Here is a 24,372-nt window from a genome sequence, read left to right on the forward strand (position 1 = left end):
GGCGGGCAGTCCGCAGACTGCCCGCCCTCACCCGTCGCTCGTTGCCGGGCCCGGTTCCCCTGGGCCCTCCTCTGCGCTCAGAGGCCGCTCTGCTCGTCCCTGCGTCGCTGCCAACGCTGCTCCATCCGGTCCATCACCCCTGCCTTGCGGCGCGATGCGGGGGCCGGCTTCGGCCCCGCGCCGTGCCCGCCGGGGCCGCGCCTCCAGCCTGTGACGGCGAGGACCGCGCAACCCAGCATGACCAGGAACCCGACGACGCTCACCCAGATCAGTTGGGCGACCATGCCCCCCATCAGCAGGGCGATGCCCACCACGAACCCCGCGGCGGCCTGGTAGACCCGCCGACGGGTGTAGGCGCGCAGCCCGGTTCCCTCAAGCGCTGACGCGAATTTGGGATCTTCGGCGTACAGCGCTCGCTCCATCTGCTCGAGCAGACGCTGCTCGTGCTCCGAGAGCGGCACGGAGTCCTCCTACTCGTCGGTCGCGGGGCGACCGGTCCGCCACCCCAGGCGGGATGGCAAGTCCATTCAGCTTTCAAGACACCAGTCAGACGCTTGTGTGGAACCCACCCCGGCGCGAACCGCGACCGTCCGGTCGGGACGGTCGTGCTGTGCACCCCGGAGGGTCCACCGTCCCGGCCTTGTGTCGTCCATATGCCCCATGCGTCCGGCTGTCATGCTTTCCGGCTTTACCCAGATCATACGGTCCACCGGTGCATTCCGGGGTGGTCGACCGCACGTGGGTCGGCCCAGGTCGGCACGCTGGATCCGCACGGTTCCCAACGCCGGGGGGCGCGCACAAGTGCCCGAGTCGGCGGAATCACCCCGGACGTGGGCGAATGCGTGGCCGAACGGAAGACGTACCGGGTACGAAGGACAGGTCAGGAGCGTGTGGCCAGGAGGTGAAGCTGGGTGGCGACGGCGTGGAAGGCCGGCTGTTCGGCGGCCGCCTGCTCCAGCTTCAGCAGGGCCTCCATCGCCCCCGGCTCGGTGTCCACCAGGACGCCGGGCACCAGGTCGGCGAAGACCCGCACCCCGTGCACCGCCTCCACCCGCAGGCCGGCCGCGCTCGCCAGCAGGCCCAGCTCCTCGCCGGTGAACCGGCGGGGCATCGGGTCGCCGGCGCCCCAGCGGCCCTCGGGGGCGCCGAGCACCGTGCGGGCCTCGTTGAAGTGGCCCGCCAGGGCCCGGGCGAGCACGGCGCCGTTGCGGTTGGCGGCCAGCAGGCTGACCAGTCCGCCGGCCCGCAGCGTGCCCGCCAGGCTGCCGAGCGCCTCGGCCGGGTCGTCCACGACCTCCAGCACGCCGTGGCAGAGCACCGCGTCCACGCTCTCGGGGGCGATCAGCTCGGGCAGGGTCTGGGTGTCGCCCTGGACGGCCCGGACCAGGTCGGTGACGCCGGCCTCGGCGGCCCGCCGCTCCAGCGCGAACAGCGCGTCGGGGCTCGGGTCGACCACGGTCACCCGGTGGCCCAGCCGGGCCACGGGCACGGCGAAGTTGCCCGTCCCGCCGCCGGTGTCGACGACGTCGAGGACCGGCTGGTCCAGCTCGGCGGCCCGCTTCTCAAGGGCCGCCCGCACCACCTCCCACACCACGGCGGTACGCAGGGCACTGCGGGGACGCGTCGGGTACAAGGTGAGGACTCCTTGGCACGGAGAGGTACGGGTCGGTACGTCGGACGGCTCCACCTTAGGCCGTCCGACGGCCCGCCCGCGCAAGGCACCGTGAGGCGTTCCGGGCCGCCCTCCCCGCGGCGCTCCCGGCGGCACTCCCACGGCCGGGCCCGGCCGGCGCCCGCCCGACCGGCATGGCCGTGCGGGCGCCCCCGGGCCGCCCCCTACCGCGCCCTCAGGCCGCACCGTCCAGCGGCAGCCGCGGCGCGGGAGGCGTGGGGTGCAGGCCCAGCAGGCGCTGGACGATCCGCAGGAACAGCGCGGTGTTGCGGATCAGGTCGTCCGCGTCCCGCGCGCTGGCCGCGCCCCTGATCCCGGCCTCGGCGGCAGCCCGCCGGCGGGCGCCGGCCGCGAAGTAGACCGCCCACTCGGCGAGCTCCGGGGCGACCTCGGGCAGCACCTCCCAGGCGCTGCGGATGGCCTTGCGCCGCCTCGGGTTCTTCTCCGGCCGGCCGCGGACCGCGAGCACCGCGGCCACCGTGCGCAGGGCGGCGAGGTGGGCGGTGGCGTAGCGCTGGAGCGGGTCCTCCGTCCGGCCGGCCTGGACGAGGGTGCGCTGGGCCTGCCGGAGCAGGTCGAGCGCGGCCGGCGGGGCGGCGGCCCGGCGCAGCACCGGGTGCACGTCCCCCGAGCGGCCGGGTGCCGCCGGTGGGGCCGGGGCGGGCGGACCGGCCGGAGGGAAGGGGATCGCGGGCTGGTGCGGCAGGGGCGGGTCGGGGACCGACCGGTCCGGGACGGGCTGCGGCGGCCGGGACTGCGGCGCCGGTGGGCGGTGCTGGTGCGGCAGCGGCTGCTGCGGGACGGGCTGCTGCGGGAGCGGCTGGAGCCGGCCGGGGCGGGGCCCGCCGGGTCGCGCCTGGTCGTCGTCGGGGTGGCGGTGGCTGGCGGTGACGGGCTCAGGGTGGCTGATGGTCATGGTCTCCCCCGGTCCGAGGCGACTGGCCCGGGCCGGTCGACCCGTGCGCTCCCATCGTGCAGGGCACCACTGACAATCGGGCGTGCGCGGAGCGCACCGCCGCCGCCCGGCCCCGGGGAACGCGTGCGGGCGACACCCCGGCGGCCGGCCCGACGAGTCCCCCGTCCGGGCCGGCCGCGCGGTGTCGCCCCGCACGTCCCCCGGGGCGCCGATGCGCCCCGGATCCCCCACCACCGGTGTCCCCCGTGACCGCGCTCCGCCGCCCCGTGTCGGCGGTGCGCGGTCCCGGACCGGCTCGTGTGCACGGCACGACCCCGTCCGCCGGCACCCCCGTGACCGGCGGACCAGATCTGGTCCGCTCCCGGGGCCCCCGTGCCTCGCGGCCCGTTCTCCCGGTGCCCCAACTCTCTCGTCCTTGCAGGTCGGAGCACTATCCGTTGCGCTACTCAACCGGTGATCTGAGTACCCGTACTCAGTTTCGGCCGGGCCCGGCCGGGGCGGAACCACCGGGCGCCGGCGGGCGTCCTGAGAGCGCCGGGAGTGGACCGGCCGGGCCGGTACGGTGTGGCGCGGCGGCCACCGAGGCGTCCGCGCCGCCCCGGCGCCGGACCGACCGCGGGCGGACGAGAGAGGGAGCAGGATGTCGATCATTCCGTTGATCTTCACCAGCAGCTGGGCCAGCGGGATCAACGCCTACGCGGTGGTGCTGCTGCTCGGGCTGTTCGGCCGCTTCGGCTGGGCCGACAGCGTGCCGGCCGTGCTGGAGCGCCCGGACGTGCTGATCGCCGCCGGCGCGCTCTTCCTGGTGGAGGCGGTGGCCGACAAGGTCCCGTACCTGGACTCGGCCTGGGACGCCGTGCACACGGTGATCCGCCCGGTCGCCGGCGCCACCGTCGCCGCGCTGCTGGCCAGCCACGACCCGGGCGGGCTGGGCACCGTCGCGGCCGGGGCGATGGGCGGCACCACCGCGCTGCTCAGCCACACCGTCAAGGCCTCCCTGCGGATGGCCGTCAACACCTCGCCCGAACCCGCCAGCAACATCGGCGTCAGCCTGGCCGAGGACATCTCGGTGGCCGGGCTGGTGACGCTGGCGATCTTCCACCCGTGGATCGCCGCGTCGATCGCCTCGGTGCTGCTGGTGGCCGGCGCCGTGCTGGTCTGGTTCGCCTTCACCCGGATCCGGCGCTTCCTGGCCAGGCGCCGCGACCGCAAGGCCGCCCGTGCCGCCCGCCGCGGACCGCTGCCGTCCCCCGTCCCCGCACCGCCCGGCCGGGGCGGGAGCGGGTACTGAGGGCCGCCGGGCGCACTTTAGGATCGGTGCCATGGCACGGATCGTCATCATCGGCGCAGGAATGAGCGGGCTCGCGGCAGCCTCCCGGCTGGCCACCCTCGGGCACCGGGTGACGGTCTGCGAGGCCTCCGGCACCTACGGCGGGATGGTCGGCCGGTACGAGCGGGACGGCTTCGCCTTCGACACCGGCCCCGGCCTGCTCACCCTGCCGGCCGTCTACCGCGACCTCGCGCTGAAGACCGGCCGGGAGCCGCTGGAGGAGCTGGTGGGGCTCGCCCCGGTGGACCCGGAGAGCCGGCACCTGCTGCCCGACGGCACCACCCTGCTGCTGCCCAACGCCTCCCGGGGCGGCGTGGCCCGGGCCCTGGACGCCGCCTTCGGCGCGGGCTCCGGCGAGCGCTGGAGCGAGGTGATGAACCACGGCCGGACCGTCTGGGAGGCCACCCGCCGCCCGCTGCTGGAGGAGCCGCTCCCCGCGGACCCCGAGCGGCTGCGCACCGACCCGTACCCGGCGCCGCCGCGCCGGGGCCTCGGCCGGCTGCGGCGCACGCCGTGGACCCTGGCCGAGGTGGCCGGGCGGGAGCTCGACGGCCGTCCCGGCCTGACCGCGCTGCTGCACGAGTACGCCCTGCGCTTCGGCTTCGACCCGTCGACGGCGCCCGCCGGCGCCACCGTGCTGGCGTACATGGAGCAGTCCTTCGGCGTCTGGTACGTCCGGGGCGGCATCCGGGCGCTGGCCGACGCGGTGTACCGGCGCTGCCTGGACCGCAAGGTCGGGTTCCGCTTCGACTGCCCGGTGGAGCAGGTCCTGTCCGACCCGGCGGACGGCCGGGTGACGGGGGTGCGGCTGGCCGGCGGCGACCGGCTGGAGGCGGACACCGTGATCTCCTCGACGGACGCCCGGACCTTCCACCCGGACGCCGTGGGCCGCCCCGGCCAGGACGGCCCGCGCCCCGGCGACGGGCAGCGGGCCGACCGGCAGCGGGACGAGGCGGCCGCCCGGGTCCCCGGCCGGTTCACCGTGCTGCTCGCCCTGCGCGGCTCGCGCCCGGCCGCCGCCGCGCACCGCACCGTGGTGCACGCCGCCGACGGAGCCGCCGAGCGGGAGGCGCTGTTCGGCCGCACGCCGGAGCTGTACGCGCACCCCACCGTGCAGGTGCTCCGCCCCGACGACCCCACGCTCCACCCGGAGGGCCACGAGAGCGTCTCGCTGACCGTGACCGTGCCCTCGGCGGGCGCACTGGACTGGAGCCGCCCGGAAGCGGCCGAGCGGTACGCCGACCAGGTGCTCGACCGGGTCGACGCGGCCGGGCTGGGCCTGCGCGGACGGCTGCTCTGGCGGGTGCTCCGCACCCCGCTCGACACCGCGGCCGAGACCGGCGCCCTGTTCGGTTCGGTCCCGCGGCCCGCCCTGGCCGGGGCCGGCGGCAGCCTGCTCCAGGCCCCCAACCAGCGGCCCGGCCCCGGCCTGTTCGTGATCGGCGGCGCCGCGCACCCCGGCGGCGGCCTGGCCCGGGTGGGCATGTCCGCCTGCATCACGGCCGGCCTGATCGGCCCCGCCTGAGCGCGCCGGCCCGCACCGCCCGCAGAAGCCGCACCGCCCGCAGAGAACGCACCGCCCGCGGGACCCGGGCCGCCCGGCCCGCCCGCCCACTGCCGCCACCCCGGTGGACGTGGTCACCGGGTGGCGCGCGATGAATGACAGTCAGTTCCCGCACGGGCTAGCATCCAGGCGTCGCCCGGCCGTGCACGCCGTTACCGGAGGTCCGTCATGTCGAGCAATCCCGCTGCCGAGCGGCGGCCGGGCCTCCGCGACCGGGCGAGCGGTCAGATCGTCGCCGCGGTGGCGATCGTGGCGGCCTCGATGGCGGTGCGCGGGCTGATGTTCCCCTGGGAGTCGGACGACTACCGCTACTTCCTGCACCCCTGGTTCAGCCACATCGCCGACCACGGCGGGTTCCAGGCGCTCAGCGACATCGGCTTCTCCGACTACAACGTCCCCTACCTCTACGTGCTGGCGGCGCTCAGCCACCTGCCGGTGCAGGACCTGGCCGGCATCAAGGCCGTCTCGACCCTCTTCGACCTGCTGACGGCGTACTTCGCCTACCGGATCGTGGCGCTGCGCCACCGGGAGGGCTCCTGGCGCCCGCTGCTCGCGGGCGCGGTGGTGCTGTTCCTGCCCACCGTGACGGCCAACAGCGGCTGGTGGGGGCAGGCCGACTCGGTCTACTCCTCGTTCGTGGTCGGCGCGCTCTGGTTCGTGCTGCGGCACCGGCCCTGGTGGGCCTGCACCTTCTTCGGGATCGCACTGGCCTTCAAGCTGCAGACCGTCTTCGTGTTCCCGTTCCTGCTCGTCCTGCTGCTCACCCGCCGGGTGCCCTGGCGGGCGCTGCTGGCCGTCCCGGCGGTGTACCTCCTGCTGGACGTGCCCGCGCTGCTGGTCGGCGCCGACCTCGGGCAGCTGCTGACGGTCTACTCCCGGCAGACCGGCACCTACCAGAGCCTCTCGATGAACGCCCCGAGCGTCTACCTGCTGTTCCAGCCGGGGGACCACGCCGACGCGGTGCGCCGGGCCGGCATCCTGCTCACCGGCGCGGTGGTGCTCGCCCTGGTGGCCTGGGTGGTGCTGCGCCCGGCCGGCCGCGGGCCGCTGCGGCCCGGCGGGTGGACGCGGGACCTGACCGACACCCAGATCGTGCTGCTGGCCACCACCTCGGTGATCCTGGTGCCGTTCCTGCTGCCCTCGATGCACGAGCGGTACTTCTTCCTCGCTGACGTGCTGAGCGTGGTGGCGGCCTTCCAGCTGCCGGGCCGGCTCTGGTACCTGCCGGTGCTGGTCCAGCTGGCCTCGGCCGGCACCTACCTGCAGTACCTGGCGCACGACGCGGCCAGGTACACCAAGGTGGAGCTGTTCGGCGCCCTGATGGCCCTGGCCATGGTGGCCGTGGTGCGGGCCACCGCCCAGGAGTTCCGGCGGACGCCCGACCGGAGCGGCGCGGGAGGCCCGGGCGGCGCAGGGGCCCCCGAGGGCGCTGCGGCCGCCTACGGCACCACGGCTGCGGACGGCACGACGGCGGGGCCGGGGCGCGGCGCCCCCGAGGGCCGGTCGCTGGCCGTCGAGCGGAGCTGACCGGCCCGGGCCGGCGGCGGGCCGCTCAGCCCTGCTGCTGCCAGGTCCCCGGCTGCTGCCAGGCCCCCTGCTGGCCGTAGCCGGGCTGCTGCGGCTGCTGCTGGGGCTGCGGGGGGACCCCGTCCGCCGGCTGCTGCTGCTGCCACTGCTGCTGACCGTCCCAGCCCGGCTGCGCCTGCTGCTGGTAGCCCTGCTGCTCGTAGCCCACGGGCTGCTGCTGCCACTGCTGCTGCTGGCCGGTCTGCCCGGCGTACGGGTCCTGCTGCTGGTAGCCGTAGCCCTGGTCGTAGCCGTAGGCGGGCTGCTGCTGCCACTGCTGCTGACCGTCCCAGCCCGGCTGCGGCTGCTGCTGGTAGCCCTGCTGCTCGTAGCCCACGGGCTGCTGCTCGTACCCGGCGCCCTGCTGGTAGCCCTGCTGCTGGCCGTGCTGCTGCTGTCCGTAGAAGGCGGAGGCGTCGGCGTACACGCCGTCGGCGGCCGGCTCCTGCGGCTCGGAGGCGGCCGCCGGGCGGCCGGCCGGCCGCTCCGGACCGCCGAAGCGGACGCTGTCGTAGGAGTCGTCGTCGGGATCGAACGGAACCGCCTGGTACGCGGCCGTCTCGAAGTCCGCGATGTCGGCCTCGACCGCGCCGATCTCCCCCACCTGCTGGACGACGACGGGCTCGGCGACGTCCTCGCCGCCGGTGGCGGCGCTCAGCAGCGGCACCTTGGCCAGCGGTCCCGGCAGCTCGCCGTCGGACCTGCGCAGCGACCAGCCCCCGCGGAACCCGCGCTTGACGGACAGCGTCACGAAGACCTGGCCGACCGCGAAGAGCACCGCGCCGGCGGCGATCACCAGCACCGAGCGCACGGCCATCCCGGCGACCACGCCGAGGAAGCCGCCGAGTGCGACGGCCCGCCAGTGCAGCGGTGCGCGGTTCTGCAGCAGCAGCTCGGCGACCAGCCAGAGCGCCACCACCGCCAACGCGGCGTACAGCAGCAGGTACCCGATGCCCATCCGCCCGCTACCTCCAGTCGCGTGCCGCGCGCCCCGCGCGTGTGCCGAGACTGTACCGGGTCATCGCGCCGCGACCCACATCGTGCGTCGCGGCGCGGGCCCGCGGTCAGCGCTGGTGCAGGCCGAGGTTCTGGTAGATCTCCAGCGTGGAGGTGGAGTGGTTGAGGGTGATGAAGTGCAGGCCGGGGGCGCCCTCGGCGAGCAGCCGCTCGGACATCGCGGTGGCGTGGTCGATGCCCACCGCCCGGACGGCCTGCGGGTCGTCCTCGACCGCCCGGAACCGGGCGACCAGGTCGGCCGGGAAGTCCGAGCCGCTGAGCTGCGGGAACCGCTCCAGCTGCTTGATGTTGGTGACCGGCATGATCTCCGGGATGATCGGCACCTCGCAGCCGGCCGCCGCGACCCGGTCGCGCAGCCGCAGGTAGTCGTCGACCTCGAAGAACATCTGGGTGATCGCGTAGTCCGCGCCGGCCCGGCACTTGGCGACGAAGTGGCGGATGTCGTCGTCCCAGTTCTCCGAGCGCGGGTGCATCTGCGGGAAGGCCGCGACGCCGACGCAGAAGTCCCCGATCCCCTTGATCAGCTCGACCAGCTCGGCCGCGTAGCTGACGCCCTCGGGGTGGCGCACCCACTCGCCCATCGGGTCGCCGGGCGGGTCGCCGCGCACCGCGAGGACGTTGCGCACGCCCTGGTCCGCGTACTGGCCGATGATGTTGCGCAACTCGGCGATCGAGTGGTCGACGGCGGTCAGGTGGGCCACCGGGGTCAGCGTGGTCTCGGTGGCGATCCGGCCGACCAGGTTCACCGTCCGGCCTCGCGAGGAGCCGCCCGCGCCGTACGTCATGCAGACGAAGTTCGGGTCGAGGGCCTCGACCCGGCGGATCGCGTCCCAGAGCCGCTTCTCGGCGGCCTCCGAGCGCGGCGGCATGAATTCGAAGGAGTAGGACCGCTTGCCCGCCGCCAGCAGTTCGCGAACGGTCAGTGCGCGGTCGGTTCTGGTGGAAGCGATGCCGAGTGCCATGCTGGCAGGTTAGCCGCCGTCCGGAGAGGCGGGACAACTCACGTCCACCGAGTGAGACACCCTTCGGACACCCGCCGCTGGGCCGTACGGGTGCTCGTACGCCCGCCCGGGAACGCCGGGCTAGGCTGGCCGGTACCCCCAGCGACTCCCGGAGCCTCATCGTGACCTCGTCCAGCAGCCGGCCGGCCAACCCGATCGACGTGGAGGCCGTGCGGATACGCGTCAACGGCGCCCTCGGCGAGTTCATGGACGGCCAGGCGGTCCTGCTCGGCAAGATCTCGCCCCAGCTGGGGCCCGCCGTCGACGCCCTGCGGGACTTCCTGCTGGACGGCGGCAAGCGGCTGCGCCCGGCGTTCTGCTACTGGGGCTGGCGCGGTGCGGGCGGCGGGGACGCCGACCCGGGCATCGAGCACGCGGCGGCCGCCCTGGAGCTGCTGCAGGCGAGCGCGCTGGTGCACGACGACCTGATGGACCGCAGCGACACCCGGCGCGGTGTGCCCTCCGTGCACCGCCGCTTCGAGGCGCTGCACCGGGCCAGCGGCTGGCGCGGCGACCGCGAGCAGTTCGGGGCCTCGGCCGCCGTGCTGCTCGGCGACCTGCTGCTGATCTGGTGCGACGAGCTGTTCCTGCGCTCGGGGCTGCCCGCCGAGGCGGTGCTGCGGGCCAAGCCGGCCTTCGACCTGATGCGCACCGAGGTGATGGTCGGCCAGTACCTCGACGTGCTGGAGCCGGTCGCCGGGGACTCCACCGACGACGGGGCGCTGGACCGGGCGCAGACCGTCCTGCACTACAAGTCCGCGAAGTACACCATCGAGCGGCCGCTCCAGGTGGGGGCGCTGCTCGCCGGGGCCTCCCCGGAGCTGGTGGCGGCGTACTCGTCCTTCGGCCTGCCGCTGGGCGAGGCCTTCCAGCTGCGGGACGACCTGCTGGGGGTCTTCGGCGACCCGGCGGTCACCGGCAAACCGGCCGGCGACGACCTGCGGGAGGGCAAGCGCACCCTGCTGGTGGCGCACGCCATGCGCGGACTGCCGGCGGCCGACGCCCGGCACCTGGACGAGCGGCTCGGCGCGCCGGACCTGGCGCCCGAGGAGGTCGTGGTGCTGCGCGAGCTGATCGGGCGCAGCGGTGCGCCCGAACGGGTGGAGAGCCGGATCGAGGAACTGATGCGGCAGTCGCTGGCGGCGCTGGAGGCGGCCCCGCTGGTGGACCCCCGGGCCCGGGAGGTCCTGCTGGCGCTGGCCGAGGCGGCGACCGTCCGCCGCTACTGAGCGGCGGACGGGACCGGACGGCCGTCCCCGGGCCGCGAGGGGGCGCCCCGCGGCCCGGGACGGCGGCCTCAGACCGCGCGGACCCGGTGGGCCAGCTCGGCCGCCGCGGCGGCCGGGTCGTCGGCGGCGGTGATCGCGCGGACCACCACGACCCGGCGGGCGCCGGCGGCCAGCACCTCGTCCAGGTTGCCCAGGTCGATGCCGCCGATGGCGAACCAGGGGCGGTCCGTCACCTGCTTCGCCGCGTAGGAGACCAGGCCGAGGCCCGGCGCGTGCCGGCCGGGCTTGGTCGGGGTCGGCCAGACCGGACCGGTGCAGAAGTAGTCCACGCCCGGCTCGGCCACGGCCGCGTCGACCTCGGCCTCGGCGTGACAGGAGCGGCCGATCACCACGTCCTCGCCGAGGATCGCGCGGGCGGCCCGGACCGGCAGGTCGTCCTGGCCGAGGTGCAGCACGTCCGGGCCGGCCGCGTGCGCGACGTCCGCCCGGTCGTTCACCGAGAGCAGCTTGCCGTGCCGCCGGCAGGCGTCGGCGAAGACCTCCAGGTACTCCAGCTCCTGCTTGGCCTCCAGGCCCTTGTCGCGGAGCTGGACGATGTCTACGCCGCCGCCGAGCGCGGCGTCCAGGAACTGCTCCAGGTCGCCCTGCTCGCGGCGGGCGTCGGTGCACAGGTACAGCCGCGCGTCGGCCAGCTGCGCGCGCAGCCGGCCCCCCGCCGTCAGGTCCGCCGCCATCAGATCAGCATCGCCTGGGCGCGGCGCTTCACCTCGGTGCCCCGGTTCTCCTGCAGGGCCTGGATCGGGCTGCCGGGCAGCGACGGGTCCTCGGTGAAGAGCCACTCCAGGATCTCCGCGTCGTTGTACCCGCAGTCGCGGAGCACGGTCAGCGTGCCGGACAGGTGCTTCACCAGGCCGGGGCCGTCGATGAAGGCGGCCGGCACCTGCAGCGACTTGTTCGGGCCGCGGCGGACGGCGATCAGGCCGCCGTTCTTGACCAGGTCGCGCACCTCGGTGACGCGGACGCCCCACTGCTCCGAGATGTCGGGCAGGTACATCCACTCGGGGACAAGGTCTTCAATCTTCGCTTCGATCTCGCTCACGTCACCAGACTGCCACCTCGCCGGGCCGCCGCGCACCAACCGCGCCCCCCGCGGCCCGTCCGGTGACCGATCGTGACCGGCCGGGACGGCCTATCCGGCGAGCGCCGCCTTCAGCTGCACGGCCGGGTCGGCGGCCGGCGCCGGGTCGAGGACGGCGCCACGCTCCAGCAGCCGGCGGCCCTGGGCGAGGTCCCGCGGCCGGTCGACGGTCAGCAGGGCGCGCAGCTGCCCGCCGCGCGTCCAGAGCACCGTCCAGCTCGGGTCACCGGGCGCCCCGCGCCACAGCAGGTCGTCGCCGTCGCCGTGCCGGCCCGCGTACTGCACCATCCGCCCGAACTGCTCGGACCAGAAGTACGGCACCGGGTCGTACGGGGTGCCCAGGCCGAGCAGCGAGGCGGCGGCCGCCGCCCCGGACTGCAGCGCGTGGTCCCAGTGCTGGACGGACAGCCGGCCGCCTCCGCGCGCGGAGGGGTAGGAGACGCAGTCGCCGGCCGCGAGGACGCCCGGCAGCGAGGTGCGCAGCCGTTCGTCCACCAGAACGGCGCCGGCCGCGTCCAGGTCGACCCCCGAACCGGCCAGCCAGCCGGTCGCCGGGCGGACACCGATGCCGACCACCACCTCGTCGGCGGCCAGCCGGGTGCCGTCGGCGAGCAGCACCTCGTGCGGGGCGACCGAGGCCACCCGCGCGCCGAGGCGCAGGTCGACGCCGGCCTCCCGGTACCAGGCGGTCATCGCGCCGCCGACCTCGGCGGGCAGCGCGCCGGGCACCGGCGTCGGGCCGGCCTCCACCACGGTGACCTCGCAGCCCAGCGCACGGGCGACGGTCGCGGTCTCGGCCCCGATCCAGCCGGCCCCGACCAGCACGATCCGGGCTCCCGGCTGCAGCAGCGCCCGCAGTGCGAGGGCGTCGTCGACGGTCCGCAGCAGGTGCGCGCGGTCCGCGCCGGGCAGCGCGACGGGGGCGGAGCCGGTGGCGATCACCAGGCTCCCGTAGGGCACCTCACCGGCGTCGGTGTGCAGCACCCCGGGCTCCAGGCCGGTGGCCCGGCGGCCGGTGACGAGCTCGACGCCGAGCTGCTCGTAGTCGATGTCCAGGGTGGTGGCGTCGGCCTTGCCGAGCAGCACGTCCTTGGAGAGCGGCGGCCGGTCGTAGGGGGCGTGCGGTTCGTCCCCGAGCAGGACGATCCGGCCCTGCAGCCCGCCGCCGCGCAGCGCGCGCACGCACTGGGCCCCGGCCAGTCCCGCCCCGACAACGACCACCTGATCCGTGTTCCGCTGCTCTCCCACGGCGCCACCCTAGCCGGGCCGTCCGCCCCTTGTACGCGCCTTCGGCCCGGACGGCACCCGGAGTTATGGTGGGTGCACCTCGACCGGTCCGCGCCCCAGGTGCCGGGCGGTCCGTACCACGGGAGCCCGGCGGACCGGGCTGAGAGGCGGGCTGGCACGGCCTGCGACCGTCCGAACCTGATCCGGGTCATTCCGGCGAAGGGAGAGCAGGGACCTTGACACGCTTCACGAGCGGCGCGACGACGGACGTCCTGGTCGTCGGCGGCGGCATCATCGGCCTGGCGGTGGCCTGGCGGGCCCGGCAACGCGGCCTCGGCGTGGTGGTGGTCGACCCCGCGCACGGCGGCGGGGCGGCCCAGGTGGCGGCCGGGATGCTGGCCCCGGTCACCGAGCTGCAGTACGGCGAGGAGCCGCTGCTGAGGCTCGGGATGGCCTCCAACGAGCGGTACGCGGCGTTCGCCGCCGAGCTGGAGGAGGCCTCCGGCCTGCCCACCGGCTACCGCGCCTGCGGCACCCTGGCCGTCGCGCTGGACTCCGACGACCGCGAGGAGCTGCGCGAGCTGCACGCCTTCCACCGGCGGCTCGGCCTGGACTCGGCCTGGCTGACCGGACGCGAGTGCCGCAGGCTCGAACCGATGCTGGCCCCGGGCGTCCGCGGCGGGCTGCACGTCACCGACGACCACCAGGTGGACGGCCGGCGGCTGGCCGCCGCGCTGGTGGCCGCCTGCGAGCGCGCCGGTGTGCTGCTGCACCGCGCCGAGGTCACCGAACTGCTGGTCGCCGGCGGCCGGGCCACCGGCGCCCGGCTGAGCACGGGCGAGCTGCTGGGCGCCGGCCGGGTGGTGCTCGCGGCCGGCCCGCGCAGCCACCTGCTGCCCGGCCTGCCCGAGGGCGTGCTGCCGGCCGTCCGCCCGGTGAAGGGACAGATCCTGCGGCTGCGGGTGCCCGAGGCGTACCGGCCGTTCCTGTCGCGCAACGTCCGCGCGGTGGTGCGCGGGCAGCACCTGTACCTGGTGCCGCGCGAGGACGGCGAGCTGGTGATCGGCGCGACCAGCGAGGAGCAGGGGTACGACACCACCGTCACGGCCGGCGGGGTGTACGAGCTGCTCCGTGACGCCCACGACCTGGTCCCGGGGATCACCGAGCTGCCGCTGGTGGAGACCTCCGCCGGGCTGCGCCCCGGCTCCCCCGACAACGCCCCGCTGCTCGGCCCGACCGCACTGCCCGGCCTGGTGGCGGCGACCGGCCACTACCGCAACGGCGTGCTGCTCACCCCGGTGACCGGCGACCTGCTCGCCGAGTACCTGGCCACCGGCGTGACACCCGCGCTGGCCGCGCCGTTCTCCCCCGGCCGGTTCGCCGCCGGCCCCCCGGCCGCCGGGGCCGTCCCCGCCGGCGCCGACCCCTCCGACCGCTCCACTTCCGCAAAGGCACTGGCATGACCGATATCTCACTCTCCGTCAACGGCGAGCCCCGGCAGGTGCCGGCCCGGAGCACCCTCGCCGAGCTGGTGGCCGGCGTCAGCGCCGCGCCGTCCGGCGTCGCCGCGGCGGTCAACGAGACCGTGGTGCCGCGCAGCGCCTGGGCCGGGACCGGACTCGCCGCGGGCGACCGGATCGAGATCCTCACCGCCGTGCAGGGGGGCTGAGCACCGTGGCGGGGACCTCGACCGACGACGAGAAGGACCTCCTGACGATCGCGGGGACCACCTTCGGCTCCCGTCTGATCATGGGCACCGGCGGGGCGCCGAGCCTGGACGTCCTGGAGCAGGCGCTGCGGGTCTCCGGCACCGAGCTGACCACGGTCGCGATGCGCCGGGTGAGCACCTCCACCCAGGGTTCGGTGCTGGACGTGCTGACCCGCAACGGCATCCGGGTGCTGCCGAACACGGCGGGCTGCTTCACCGCCGGAGAGGCCGTGCTGACGGCCCGGCTGGCCCGCGAGGCGCTCGGCACCGACTGGGTCAAGCTGGAGGTCATCGCGGACGAGCGGACCCTGCTGCCCGACCCGATCGAGCTGCTGGACGCCGCCGAGACCCTGGTCGACGACGGCTTCACGGTGCTGCCGTACACCAACGACGACCCGGTGCTGGCCCGCAAGCTGGAGGACGTCGGCTGCGCGGCGATCATGCCGCTGGGCTCGCCGATCGGCTCCGGCCTCGGCATCCGCAACCCGCACAACTTCCAGCTGATCGTGGAGAGCGCCACGGTGCCGGTGATCCTGGACGCCGGCGCGGGCACCGCCTCCGACGTGGCGCTGGCCATGGAGCTCGGCTGCGCCGCCGTGATGCTGGCCTCGGCCGTCACCCGCGCCCAGGACCCGGTCCTGATGGCCGAGGCGATGCGGCACGCCGCCGAGGCCGGCCGGCTCGCCCACCGGGCCGGGCGCATCCCGCGCCGCTTCCACGCGGAGGCCTCCTCGGCGATGGCCGGCCGGGCCGACCTCGACCACCGGGAGCGGCCGGCGTTCTGAGCAGCGGCGTTCCCCGGGGCGGGCCCCCGGGGGCGGCGTCGCGGGGGCCCTCGGCGTGGACGTGTCACAAGCCGGGCACAAGCGGCCCCGGGCGCGGTGTCCGCCCGGGACCGCCGGCGTCGGCGCCCCTACACTTCCCTGGTGGACATGGCACTGCACGACCCGTTGATCGGTACCCTGCTGGACGGCCGGTACCGGGTCGAGCAACGGATCGCGACCGGTGGCACGGCCACCGTCTACCGGGGCACCGACACCCGGCTGGACCGGGTGCTGGCGCTCAAGGTGATGCATCCCTCGCTGGCCGGCGACGCGGACTTCACCGACCGCCTCATCCGCGAGGCCAAGGCCGTGGCCCGGCTCTCGCACCCCAACGTGGTGAACGTCTTCGACCAGGGGGCCGACGGCGGAACGGTCTTCCTGGCCATGGAGTACGTCCCGGGCCGGACCCTGCGGGACGTGCTGCGGGACCGCGGCGCGCTGTCCGTCCGGGCCGCCCTGGACATCCTGGAGCCGGTGCTGGCGGCGCTCGGCTCCGCGCACCGCGCCGGGCTGGTCCACCGGGACGTCAAGCCGGAGAACGTCCTGATCACCGACGGCGGGCTGGTCAAGGTCGCCGACTTCGGCCTGGTCCGGCTGCTGAACGGCGCCGACGGCGCGGTCACCACCAGCACGGCGGGCGCGGTGCTCGGCACCGTCTCCTACCTGGCCCCCGAGCAGATCCGGCCGGAGGGCGCCACCGACCAGCGGGTGGACGTCTACGCGGCGGGCATCGTGCTGTACGAGATGCTCACCGGCGAGCGGCCGCACACCGGCGAGAACGCCGTCCAGGTGATCTACCGCCACCTGCACGAGGACGTGCCCGCGCCGTCCCGGGCCGTCCCCGGCATCACGCCCGGCCTGGACGCCATAGTCGCCACCGCCACCGCGCGCGACCCCGGGGCCCGCCCGTACGACGCGGTCGAGCTGCTCGCGGCCCTGCAGCGGGTGCGGCGGACCCTGACACCGGCCCAGCTGGACGCCGAGCCGCCGGCCTCCACCCGGCCCAGCCCGGCGTTCCCGACCACCGAGCCGACCTCGGTCATCCAGCCCCCGGTGGAGCACACCAGTGTGCTGGACGTGCCGCCGGAGCTGATGGACGCGCTGCTCACCGGGCCCCGCCCGTACGACGACCCGCCGGCCGGCCGGCGGAGTCGGACCGGACGGCCGCGGCGGCCGCGCCGCTCGCGCGCGCCGCTGGTCTGGGGCGCGGTGCTGGCCGCCGTGCTGCTGCTGGTGGGCGGGGCGACGTACGCGCTGTCCGGCGCGGTCTACACGAAGGTGCCGGGCGTGCTCGGCAAGAGCCGGGCGGAGGCCGTCTCGGTGCTGGCCGGGGCGGGGCTGCAGGGCAGCTTCACCGAGGCCTGGAGCGAGACCGTCCCGGCCGGCGCGGTGATCGGCACCGACCCGGACGTCGGCCGCCGGGTCCGCAAGAGCGACCCGGTGGCGGTGACCGTCTCCCGCGGGCCGCAGCGGATCGCGGTGCCCGACCTCACCGGCAGGACCCTCGACCAGGCCCGGCAGGCGCTGGCCGCCGCCCAGCTGGCGCCGGGGACCAGCAACGAGCAGTACGACGACGTCGTGCCGCAGGGCTCGGTGATCAGCAGCTCCCCGGCCGCCGGGGAGCTGCTGCCGGTGAACGCGCCGGTGTCGCTGCTGGTCAGCAAGGGCATGGTGGCCGTCCCCGACGTGGGCGGGATGACCAAGGACGACGCCACCAAGGCGCTCACCGACGCCGGGTTCAAGGTGCAGAGCAACGGCCTGAACCTGTTCGGCACCGGCAAGGTCTCCGGGCAGAACCCGGCCCCCGGCCAGCGGCGCCCGCAGGGCACCACGGTGGTCATCAGCTTCCCGCTGATCTGACCCCGGCGGGCCCGGCGAGCGGGACCGGTGACCGGGCGCGCGACCGGGCCGGGCGGACGCCGGGCCGGGCCGGGCGGACGCCGGGCCGGGCCGGGCGGACGCCGGGCCGGGCCGGGCGGACGCCGGGCCGGGCCGGGCGGCCAGGTCGGCCCGGCCCCGGCTTGAGGCCTCACCCGATCGGCGTAGCGTGAGAGGAAGGCCCCTGCCGGGGCTTCCCGAAAGCCGGTTCCCGAGGAGTGGTCCCCATGGCCGGGCACACCGTCGACGACTTAAGAGAACGTACCCGGGGTGCCGTGGTGACCCCGCAGGACCGGGGCTACGACGAGGCCCGCAAGGTCTACAACGCCACCGCCGACCGCCGGCCCGCGGCCGTCGTCCGGTGCGCCAACGCCGGTGACGTGATGGCCACCGTCAACTACGCCCGCGAGATGGGCCTGGACCTCGCCGTCCGCGGCGGCGGCCACAGCGCCCCCGGCTACGGGACCTGCGACGACGGCGTGGTGGCCGACCTGTCCGGTCTGCGCGGGGTGCGCGTCGACCCGGCGACCCGGACGGCCCGCGCCGAGCCGGGCGCGACCTGGGGCGACCTGAACGCCGCCACCCACGCCTTCGGCCTCGCCACCACCGGCGGGATCGTCTCCACCACCGGGATCGCCGGGCTGACGCTCGGCGGCGGCTTCGGCTACCTCTGCCGGACCATGGGGCTGACCTGCGACAACCTGCTGTCCGCCGACGTGGTGACGGCCGACGGCCAGTTCCTGACCGCCGACGCCGACCGGAACGCCGACCTGTTCTGGGCACTCCGCGGGGGCGGCGGCAACTTCGGCGTGGTGACCTCGTTCGAGTACCGGCTGAGCCCGGTCAGCCAGGTCGTCGCCGGCCCGATGCTGTTCGAGCTGGAGCACATGGAGAACATCCTGAAGTTCTACCGGGAGTTCGTCCAGGACGCTCCCGAGCAGCTCTTCCTCTTCCCCGGGTTCCAGACCGCGCCGCCGCTGCCGTTCATCCCCGAGGACCGGCACGGCGACGTCCTGGGCATCGTGGTGGTCTGCTGGTCCGGACCGCTCGAGGACGCCGACCGGGTGCTCCGGCCGCTGCGCGACCTGGCCCCCCGGGTCGCCGAGGCGGTCGGGCCGATGCCCTACCCGGCGATCAACAGCGCCTTCGACCCGCTGCTGCCGCCGGGCCTGCGGGAGTACTGGAAGGGCAGCTTCGCGACCGAGCTGACCGACGCGGCGATCGCGGCCCACCTGGAGCACGGCCCCCGGGTGCCGACGCTCAGCTCGACCATGCACATCTACCCCGTGAACGGCGCGCCGCAGCGGGTCGCGCCCGAGGCCACCGCGTACTCGTACCGGGAGGCGACGTTCTCCACCGTCATCCTGGCGGTCTGGGACGACCCGTCCGGCGACGAGGCGCAGACCTCGTGGGTCCGGGACTACTACGCGGCGGTGGCGCCGCACTCCGAGCCCGGCGGGTACATCAACTTCATGGGCGAGGACGACCAGGACCGGGTCGAGGACAACTACCGGGGGAACTTCGCCCGGCTGGCCGCGGTGAAGCGGCAGTACGACCCGGACAACCTGTTCCACCTCAACCAGAACATCAAGCCGGCCGCGGCCTGAGACCGCCGGCCCGGGTCCGGGCGGCTCCGCAGGCGCCGGACAGGCCCTAGCGGAGCGGCCCGTCGCCGGGCTCCTCCTGGTACGAGAAGCGCTTCTCGGCCCACGGGTCGGCCCGGTTGTGGTAGCCGCGCTCCTCCCAGAAGCCCCGTCGGTCGGCGCGCATGTACTCCACCGCGCGCACCCACTTGGGCCCCTTCCAGGCGTAGAGGTGCGGCACCACCAGCCGGACCGGGAAGCCGTGCTCGACGGTGAGCGGCTCGCCGTTGTGGTGGGTGGCGAAGACGGTGCGGGGGTCGGCGAAGTCCTCCAGCCGGAGGTTGGCGCTGTACCCGTACTCGGCCCAGACCATCACATGCGTGACGCCGGGGGCCGGGGGCACCTGTTCGAGGACGGCCGAGGCGGGCACGCCCGTCCAGTCGTTGCCGAGCATCGAGAACCGGGTCACGCAGTGGAAGTCGGCCTGCACGGTGACCCGGGGCAGGGCGTTGAAGCCGGGGAAGTCCCAGCTGTGCTTCTCGGCCGAGGCGGTCGCCCCGAACACCTGGAAGTCCCAGGTCAGCGGCTTGAAGCGGGGAACGGGCCCGTAGTGCAGAACGGGCCAGCCGCGTTGCAGGCGCTGGCCCGGTGGGAGCCTCGGGTCAGACGGGGGAAGTGGTTCTTGTTCGGACTGACCCATGTCTCCATGGTGACAGACGGCGCGTGGTGCTACGTGCGCGCCCCTTGTCCGCGCCGCACGCCCGCCCGGGCAGCGCAATGGTTGGCAAATCAGATAATCCGGCACATGTCCGTGTGAGTGTGAACTTACTGGAAATACCACCCATCACGGTGCCAGGATGCGGGCAGCCGTGGATCCCGGAAGCACAGCAGGAAGGCAGACGCCATGAAGGGTGACCCCGAGGTCATCGAGTTCCTCAACGAGCAGCTCACCGCCGAGCTGACCGCCATCAATCAGTACTTCCTGCACGCCAAGATGCAGGAGAACTTCGGCTGGACGAAGCTCGCGAAGTACACCCGGCACGAGTCCTTCGACGAGATGAAGCACGCCGAGATCCTCACCGACCGGATCCTCTTCCTGGACGGGCTCCCGAACTACCAGCGGCTGTTCCACGTCCGGGTCGGCCAGAACGTCAAGGAGATGTTCGACGCGGACCGCCAGGTCGAGGTCGAGGCGATCGACCGCCTGCGGCGCGGGATCGTGGTGATGCGCGCCAAGAACGACGTCACCTCGGCCAACATCTTCGAGTCGATCCTCGCGGACGAGGAGCACCACATCGACTACCTGGACACGCAGCTCGAACTGCTGGAGCGCCTCGGCGAGCCGCTCTACCTGGCCCAGCTGATCGAGCAGCCGGAGTCCTGACCCCGGGAGAGCCACGGGAGGGACTCGTCGGCACGGCGGGAACCTCGTCGGTACCGGCGCAGCCGCGGCGGCGCCGTGACGCACCTACGGCGTGACGCACCCACGGGCGGCCCCGGACTAGGCGGCGCGCAGCGGGGCCGGCTCCAGGGACCGGACGGCCGGCAGCGGGGCCTGCCCGGCGGGAGCCGGGGCGGCCGCCGGCTGCCCGGCGTCGCTCTCCGGGTCCGCGAGGCCGAGCTTGGCGGCCAGCCGGGCGGTCGGGCACGGCCGCGCGCCGTGCTCCCCCAGCAGGGCCTGGATCCGGCGGACGCAGGAGCCGCAGTCGGTGCCGGCCTTGCAACCCTTGGCGATCTGGCGGGGGCTGTTGGCGCCGGCGTCGATGGCCTTCTTCACCTGGTCCTCGGTGACCGCATGGCACATGCACACGTACATCGCGGTCTCTCCCAGGTGGTTCGGGGGTGATCTCGGGGCGGGTCCCGGTGGGATCCGGAATGATCTAGGAAGGCTTGCCTTAGCTCACTAAGCCTTACCTTACCCGCCGATCCGGGTACGAAAAAGCCCCTCCGGGCTCGGGAATCCCGAAACCGGAGGGGCCTTCGTCACATCACGGGTGTTCCGGCGGGCAGGGCCCGGCCGTGGCGGTGGACGCCGGGGCGGCGGCCGTCGCGGTCAGTGACCGCCCCGGTACATCTCGGCCACCAGGAACGCGAGGTCCAGCGACTGGCTGCGGTTGAGCCGCGGGTCGCAGGCCGTCTCGTAGCGCTGGTGCAGGTCGTCGACCAGCACCTCGTCGCCGCCGCCGACGCACTCGGTGACGTCGTCGCCGGTCAGCTCCACGTGGATGCCGCCCGGGTGGGTGCCGAGCGCGCGGTGCACCTCGAAGAAGCCCTTGACCTCGTCGAGCACGTCGTCGAAGCGGCGGGTCTTGTGGCCGCTGGAGGCCTCGAAGGTGTTGCCGTGCATCGGGTCGCAGATCCACACCGGCTGGGCACCCGAGGCGGTGACCTTCTCCACCAGGGTGGGCAGGTGATCGCGGATCTTGCCCGCGCCCATCCGGGTGATGAAGGTGAGCCGGCCGGGCTCGCGCTCAGGGTCGAGCCGCTCGATCAGGGTGAGCGCCTCCTCGACCGTGGTGGTCGGGCCGAGCTTGACGCCGATCGGGTTGCGGATCTTCGACGCGAACTCGATGTGCGCCCCGTCCAGCTGGCGGGTGCGCTCACCGATCCAGACCATGTGGCCCGACACGTCGTACAGGTCACCGGTGCGCGAGTCCACGCGGGTCAGCGCGGTCTCGTAGTCGAGCACCAGCGCCTCGTGCGAGGAGTAGAACTCGACGGTCTTGAACTCCTCGGGAGCGACCCCGCAGGCCTGCATGAAGGCCAGCGCGTTGTCGATCTCCTTGGCCAGCTTCTCGTACCGCTGGCCGGACGGGGAGTTGCGCACGAAGTCCTGGTTCCAGGCGTGCACCTGGCGGAGGTCCGCGTAGCCACCGGTGGTGAAGGCGCGGACCAGGTTGAGCGTGGCGGCGGACGCGTTGTACATCCGCTTCAGGCGCTCGGGGTCGGGGATGCGGGATTCGGGGGTGAACTCGAAGCCGTTCACCGAGTCACCCCGGTAGACGGGCAGGGTCACGCCGTCGCGGGTCTCGGTCGACTTGGAGCGCGGCTTGGAGTACTGGCCCGCGATCCGGCCGACCTTGACCACCGGCACGGAGGCGGCGTACGTCAGCACGGCGGCCATCTGCAGCAGGGTCTTGAGCTTGTTGCGGATCTGCTCGGCGGACACGCCGTCGAAGGCCTCGGCGCAGTCGCCGCCCTGCAGCAGGAACGCCTCACCACGCGCGACGGCACCGAGCCGGGCGCGCAGCTGGTCGCACTCGCCTGCGAAGACGAGCGGCGGATACGAGGCGAGGTCCGCAAGAGACTTGCGCAGCGCCTCAGGATCCGGCCATTCAGGCTGCTGCGCCGCGGGCAGGGACTGCCAGGTGTGGAGATTTGTCACGGTCACGTTGCCAAGGCTACGGGGTGTGACAACAGATTTGTGCCCGCTGCCCGATGGATGAGACGCGTCGTGGACATATCCGTGACGGGCCTCACTTCCGCGGCGCATCCGCTACGCTCTGCACCATGAACGCGCCGCACACCTTCTCCTGGTGGTGGACCATCCCCGAGGTGGCCCACCGATAGCGCGTCCCTGACGACACGACGGCCGCCCCTCGGGGCGGCCTTCTGCGTATCGCGAGCAGTTCGGCCCTCCCGGAAAAGCGGATCCACCACCGCACCCCGAGCCTTCCCGGAAGGAAGCCGCACCGTGACCAGTCCCACAGAGCTGCTCGCCCGCCTGACCGCCCCCGGCGCCCCCGCCTTCGCCCTGCTGCACCGCCGGGCCCCCCGGCTCGCGCCGGACACGGTGGAGGTGCTGCTCGGCACGGCCGGCTCCTACGAGCAGCTCGCCGACCTGCCGGTGCGGTCCGGCGTCCCGGCGGACGGCCCGCGGCACGACGTGCTCGCCCTCGTCCCGTACCGCCAGATCCGCGAGCGCGGCTTCGACGCGCACGACGACGGCACCCCGCTGCAGGCGATCTCGGTGGACGAGGAGCACGCCTTCCCGCTGGCCGAGCTGCTGCCGGCGCTGCCGCAGCTGCCGGTCTCGCTGTCCGGCGGCGGCTTCGACATCGACGACGAGCGGTACGCCGACATCGTCCGCGGGGTGATCAGGGACGAGATCGGGCGCGGCGAGGGCGCCAACTTCGTCATCCGGCGGGACTTCACCGCCACCCTGGACGGCTTCGGGCCGGCCCTGGCACTGTCGCTCTTCCGCCGGCTGCTGGAGCAGGAGCGCGGCGCGTACTGGACCTTCCTGGTGCACACCGGGGAGAGGGTCCTGGTCGGCGCCTCCCCCGAGGTGCACGTGCGGCAGTCCGGCGGCACGGTCGTGATGAACCCGATCTCCGGCACCTACCGCTACCCGGCGGCCGGCCCCGGCATCGACTCGCTGCTGGAGTTCCTCCAGGACCCCAAGGAGCTGGAGGAGCTCACCATGGTGGTCGACGAGGAACTCAAGATGATGTGCACCGTCGGCGACCTCGGCGGCCAGGTGCTCGGCCCGCGGCTCAAGGAGATGGCCCACCTCGCGCACACCGAGTACGAGCTGCGCGGCCGCACCTCGCTGGACGTCCGCGAGGTGCTCAAGGAGACCATGTTCGCGGCCACCGTCACCGGCAGCCCGGTGCAGAACGCCACCCGCGTGATCAAGCGGTACGAGGCGACCGGCCGCGGCTACTACTCCGGCGCGCTGGCCCTGATCGGCCGCTCCGCCAGCGGCGGGCAGCTGCTGGACTCCCCCATCTGCATCCGCGCCGCCGACATCGACCCGGCCACCGGCCGGCTGGTGGTGCGGGTCGGCGCGACGCTGGTCCGGCACTCCGACCCGGCGTCCGAGGTCGCCGAGACGCACGCCAAGGCCGCCGGCGTGCTCACCGCGATCGGCGCCCGTCCCGCCCCCGCGCACCGGCTGCCCCGGCCAGGTGGGCCCCGGCTCTCCGACGACCACCGGGTGCAGACCGCGCTGGACGCCCGGCGGGCGAACCTGGCGCCGTTCTGGCTGCGGATGCAGGAGCCGGCCACCGTGACCCAGGCGCTGCCCACCCTGGTCGTCGACGGCGAGGACACCTTCACCTCGATGCTCGCCCACCTGCTGGCCTCGCTCGGCCACCAGGTCTCCGTGCTCCGCTACGACACCCCCGGCCTGCGCGAACGCGTCGCGGCCCACCCCGGCACCCTGGTGCTCGGCCCCGGCCCGGGCGACCCGGCGGACGCGGCCGACCCCAAGATGGCGGTGCTGCGGCCGATCGTGGCCGACGCCCTGGCCGCCGCCCGGAGCGGCGCCCGCAGCGCGCCGCTGCTCGCGGTCTGCCTCAGCCACCAGTTGCTCTCGGACGCCCTCGGGCTGCCGCTGGCCCGCAAGGCCGTCCCGTACCAGGGCGCCCAGGAGGCGGTGGACCTGTTCGGCGAGCGCCGGACGGTCGGCTTCTACAACACCTTCACGGCCCGCTGCTCGGACGCCGAGGCCGCCCGGCTGGCCGCCGAGGGCGTCGAGGTGGCCCGCGACCCGGCCACCGGCGACGTGCACGCGCTGCGCGGTCCCGGCTTCGCCGGCCTGCAGTTCCACCCCGAGTCGGTGCTCACCCGGGACGGCGTCGACATCGTCGCCGGGCTGCTGGCCCGCCCGGGGGTGCGGGGCGCGGCCGGCGCCGCGCTGCTCGGCCGGGGCTGAGGGCCCGCCGGCCCGTCCGCGCCGCACCGCGCCGGACCCGCCGCCCCGTACCGGCCGTCG

22 protein-coding genes and 1 riboswitch are annotated in these 24,372 nt (G+C 74.7%); of the genes, 11 read left to right on the top strand and 11 right to left on the bottom strand.

Annotated features, from left to right (window positions below):
• Window positions 1–77 precede the first annotated feature (77 nt).
• The 3 genes from J2S46_RS11740 to J2S46_RS11750 form a co-directional block, all read right to left on the bottom strand.
• Window positions 78–461: an SCO2097 family morphological protein gene (locus J2S46_RS11740; protein ID WP_073923322.1), complete on the bottom strand. Its 384-nt coding sequence runs from the start codon at window positions 459–461 to the stop codon at window positions 78–80.
• Between the two features lie 419 nt (window positions 462–880).
• On the bottom strand, window positions 881–1,633 hold the full coding sequence (locus J2S46_RS11745; protein ID WP_229912965.1) for a methyltransferase domain-containing protein: 753 nt from the start codon (window positions 1,631–1,633) through the stop codon (window positions 881–883).
• A gap of 214 nt (window positions 1,634–1,847) precedes the next feature.
• Window positions 1,848–2,360: an SAV_6107 family HEPN domain-containing protein gene (locus J2S46_RS11750; RefSeq protein WP_191291759.1), complete on the bottom strand. Its 513-nt coding sequence runs from the start codon at window positions 2,358–2,360 to the stop codon at window positions 1,848–1,850.
• Between the two features lie 868 nt (window positions 2,361–3,228).
• Between J2S46_RS11750 and J2S46_RS11755 the strand changes: the two genes are divergently transcribed.
• From J2S46_RS11755 to J2S46_RS11765, 3 genes are all read left to right on the top strand, one after another.
• A complete protein-coding gene (locus tag J2S46_RS11755; protein ID WP_191291674.1) occupies window positions 3,229–3,879 on the top strand; it encodes a DUF4126 domain-containing protein in 651 nt (216 codons plus the stop codon).
• 31 nt (window positions 3,880–3,910) lie between these two features.
• Entirely contained in the window at window positions 3,911–5,443 is a 1,533-nt protein-coding gene (locus J2S46_RS11760; protein WP_191291673.1) for a phytoene desaturase family protein, read from the top strand.
• Between the two features lie 207 nt (window positions 5,444–5,650).
• The gene (locus tag J2S46_RS11765) at window positions 5,651–7,009 is read left to right on the top strand and encodes a glycosyltransferase 87 family protein (RefSeq protein ID WP_191291672.1); all 1,359 of its coding nucleotides are present in this window, start codon (window positions 5,651–5,653) and stop codon (window positions 7,007–7,009) included.
• A gap of 25 nt (window positions 7,010–7,034) precedes the next feature.
• Here the strand turns inward: J2S46_RS11765 and J2S46_RS11770 are convergent, their stop codons facing one another.
• Together J2S46_RS11770 and metF are read right to left on the bottom strand one after the other, a co-directional pair.
• Entirely contained in the window at window positions 7,035–8,006 is a 972-nt protein-coding gene (locus tag J2S46_RS11770) for a hypothetical protein (protein WP_191291671.1), read from the bottom strand.
• Window positions 8,007–8,112: 106 nt separating this feature from the next.
• Window positions 8,113–9,027 (bottom strand): methylenetetrahydrofolate reductase [NAD(P)H], encoded by a 915-nt coding sequence (gene metF, locus J2S46_RS11775; RefSeq protein ID WP_073923317.1) that lies wholly within the window; start codon window positions 9,025–9,027, stop codon window positions 8,113–8,115.
• A 161-nt stretch (window positions 9,028–9,188) separates the two neighbouring features.
• Here metF and J2S46_RS11780 point away from each other — a divergent pair, with 161 nt between their 5' ends.
• Complete coding sequence (locus J2S46_RS11780; protein ID WP_229912964.1) at window positions 9,189–10,295, top strand: polyprenyl synthetase family protein; 1,107 nt, start codon at window positions 9,189–9,191, stop codon at window positions 10,293–10,295.
• A gap of 68 nt (window positions 10,296–10,363) precedes the next feature.
• Here the strand turns inward: J2S46_RS11780 and thiE are convergent, their stop codons facing one another.
• From thiE to J2S46_RS11795, 3 genes are all read right to left on the bottom strand, one after another.
• On the bottom strand, window positions 10,364–11,029 hold the full coding sequence (thiE, locus tag J2S46_RS11785) for a thiamine phosphate synthase (RefSeq protein ID WP_191291670.1): 666 nt from the start codon (window positions 11,027–11,029) through the stop codon (window positions 10,364–10,366).
• The gene (locus J2S46_RS11790) at window positions 11,029–11,394 is read right to left on the bottom strand and encodes an Rv2175c family DNA-binding protein (protein WP_073923314.1); all 366 of its coding nucleotides are present in this window, start codon (window positions 11,392–11,394) and stop codon (window positions 11,029–11,031) included. The genes thiE and J2S46_RS11790 overlap by 1 nt, the downstream gene beginning before the upstream one ends.
• Before the next feature lie 90 nt (window positions 11,395–11,484).
• Window positions 11,485–12,681, bottom strand: coding sequence for an NAD(P)/FAD-dependent oxidoreductase (locus J2S46_RS11795; protein WP_191291669.1), 1,197 nt, complete (start codon window positions 12,679–12,681; stop codon window positions 11,485–11,487).
• A gap of 108 nt (window positions 12,682–12,789) precedes the next feature.
• Window positions 12,790–12,903: riboswitch (TPP riboswitch) on the top strand.
• On the opposite strand from J2S46_RS11795, the gene thiO reads away from it, so the two are divergent.
• The 5 genes from thiO to J2S46_RS11820 all read left to right on the top strand — a co-directional run bounded on the left by thiO (window position 12,897) and on the right by J2S46_RS11820 (window position 18,677).
• The gene (thiO, locus tag J2S46_RS11800; RefSeq protein ID WP_191291668.1) at window positions 12,897–14,123 is read left to right on the top strand and encodes a glycine oxidase ThiO; all 1,227 of its coding nucleotides are present in this window, start codon (window positions 12,897–12,899) and stop codon (window positions 14,121–14,123) included. It overlaps the preceding riboswitch by 7 nt.
• Window positions 14,120–14,329 carry a sulfur carrier protein ThiS gene (gene thiS, locus J2S46_RS11805; RefSeq protein ID WP_073923311.1) on the top strand — a complete coding sequence of 70 codons (210 nt, stop codon included), beginning with the start codon at window positions 14,120–14,122 and terminating at the stop codon, window positions 14,327–14,329. The genes thiO and thiS overlap by 4 nt, the downstream gene beginning before the upstream one ends.
• Window positions 14,330–14,334: 5 nt before the next feature.
• The gene (locus tag J2S46_RS11810; protein WP_073923310.1) at window positions 14,335–15,153 is read left to right on the top strand and encodes a thiazole synthase; all 819 of its coding nucleotides are present in this window, start codon (window positions 14,335–14,337) and stop codon (window positions 15,151–15,153) included.
• Between the two features lie 147 nt (window positions 15,154–15,300).
• Complete coding sequence (pknB, locus tag J2S46_RS11815; RefSeq protein WP_229912976.1) at window positions 15,301–17,052, top strand: Stk1 family PASTA domain-containing Ser/Thr kinase; 1,752 nt, start codon at window positions 15,301–15,303, stop codon at window positions 17,050–17,052.
• Window positions 17,053–17,297: 245 nt separating this feature from the next.
• A complete protein-coding gene (locus J2S46_RS11820) occupies window positions 17,298–18,677 on the top strand; it encodes an FAD-binding oxidoreductase (protein ID WP_191291666.1) in 1,380 nt (459 codons plus the stop codon).
• Between the two features lie 46 nt (window positions 18,678–18,723).
• Here the strand turns inward: J2S46_RS11820 and J2S46_RS11825 are convergent, their stop codons facing one another.
• A complete protein-coding gene (locus J2S46_RS11825) occupies window positions 18,724–19,353 on the bottom strand; it encodes a sulfite oxidase-like oxidoreductase (RefSeq protein ID WP_191291665.1) in 630 nt (209 codons plus the stop codon).
• Between the two features lie 204 nt (window positions 19,354–19,557).
• On the opposite strand from J2S46_RS11825, the gene bfr reads away from it, so the two are divergent.
• On the top strand, window positions 19,558–20,037 hold the full coding sequence (gene bfr, locus J2S46_RS11830; RefSeq protein ID WP_073923306.1) for a bacterioferritin: 480 nt from the start codon (window positions 19,558–19,560) through the stop codon (window positions 20,035–20,037).
• 117 nt (window positions 20,038–20,154) lie between these two features.
• Here the strand turns inward: bfr and J2S46_RS11835 are convergent, their stop codons facing one another.
• Window positions 20,155–20,469 (bottom strand): (2Fe-2S)-binding protein, encoded by a 315-nt coding sequence (locus J2S46_RS11835; protein ID WP_191291664.1) that lies wholly within the window; start codon window positions 20,467–20,469, stop codon window positions 20,155–20,157.
• Window positions 20,470–20,706: 237 nt separating this feature from the next.
• On the bottom strand, window positions 20,707–22,044 hold the full coding sequence (locus J2S46_RS11840; RefSeq protein WP_190213393.1) for a class II 3-deoxy-7-phosphoheptulonate synthase: 1,338 nt from the start codon (window positions 22,042–22,044) through the stop codon (window positions 20,707–20,709).
• Between the two features lie 303 nt (window positions 22,045–22,347).
• Here J2S46_RS11840 and J2S46_RS11845 point away from each other — a divergent pair, with 303 nt between their 5' ends.
• Window positions 22,348–24,312: an anthranilate synthase family protein gene (locus J2S46_RS11845; protein ID WP_191291663.1), complete on the top strand. Its 1,965-nt coding sequence runs from the start codon at window positions 22,348–22,350 to the stop codon at window positions 24,310–24,312.
• Window positions 24,313–24,372 lie beyond the last annotated feature (60 nt).

It is taken from the genome of Kitasatospora herbaricolor (genome assembly GCF_030813695.1).
GTDB lineage: Bacteria > Actinomycetota > Actinomycetes > Streptomycetales > Streptomycetaceae > Kitasatospora > Kitasatospora herbaricolor.

What these genes read in the sequence shown, in the direction of transcription:
- J2S46_RS11820 (WP_191291666.1), top strand. Translation starts at nt 17,298, where the DNA reads ATGGCCGGGCACACCGTCGACGACTTAAGAGAACGTACCCGGGGTGCC.
- J2S46_RS11770 (WP_191291671.1), bottom strand. Translation starts at nt 8,006, where the DNA reads ATGGGCATCGGGTACCTGCTGCTGTACGCCGCGTTGGCGGTGGTGGCG.
- thiE (WP_191291670.1), bottom strand. Translation starts at nt 11,029, where the DNA reads ATGGCGGCGGACCTGACGGCGGGGGGCCGGCTGCGCGCGCAGCTGGCC.
- bfr (WP_073923306.1), top strand. Translation starts at nt 19,558, where the DNA reads ATGAAGGGTGACCCCGAGGTCATCGAGTTCCTCAACGAGCAGCTCACC.
- J2S46_RS11760 (WP_191291673.1), top strand. Translation starts at nt 3,911, where the DNA reads ATGGCACGGATCGTCATCATCGGCGCAGGAATGAGCGGGCTCGCGGCA.
- metF (WP_073923317.1), bottom strand. Translation starts at nt 9,027, where the DNA reads ATGGCACTCGGCATCGCTTCCACCAGAACCGACCGCGCACTGACCGTT.
- J2S46_RS11835 (WP_191291664.1), bottom strand. Translation starts at nt 20,469, where the DNA reads ATGTACGTGTGCATGTGCCATGCGGTCACCGAGGACCAGGTGAAGAAG.
- thiS (WP_073923311.1), top strand. Translation starts at nt 14,120, where the DNA reads ATGACCGATATCTCACTCTCCGTCAACGGCGAGCCCCGGCAGGTGCCG.
- J2S46_RS11765 (WP_191291672.1), top strand. Translation starts at nt 5,651, where the DNA reads ATGTCGAGCAATCCCGCTGCCGAGCGGCGGCCGGGCCTCCGCGACCGG.
- J2S46_RS11825 (WP_191291665.1), bottom strand. Translation starts at nt 19,353, where the DNA reads ATGGGTCAGTCCGAACAAGAACCACTTCCCCCGTCTGACCCGAGGCTC.
- J2S46_RS11755 (WP_191291674.1), top strand. Translation starts at nt 3,229, where the DNA reads ATGTCGATCATTCCGTTGATCTTCACCAGCAGCTGGGCCAGCGGGATC.
- pknB (WP_229912976.1), top strand. Translation starts at nt 15,301, where the DNA reads ATGGCACTGCACGACCCGTTGATCGGTACCCTGCTGGACGGCCGGTAC.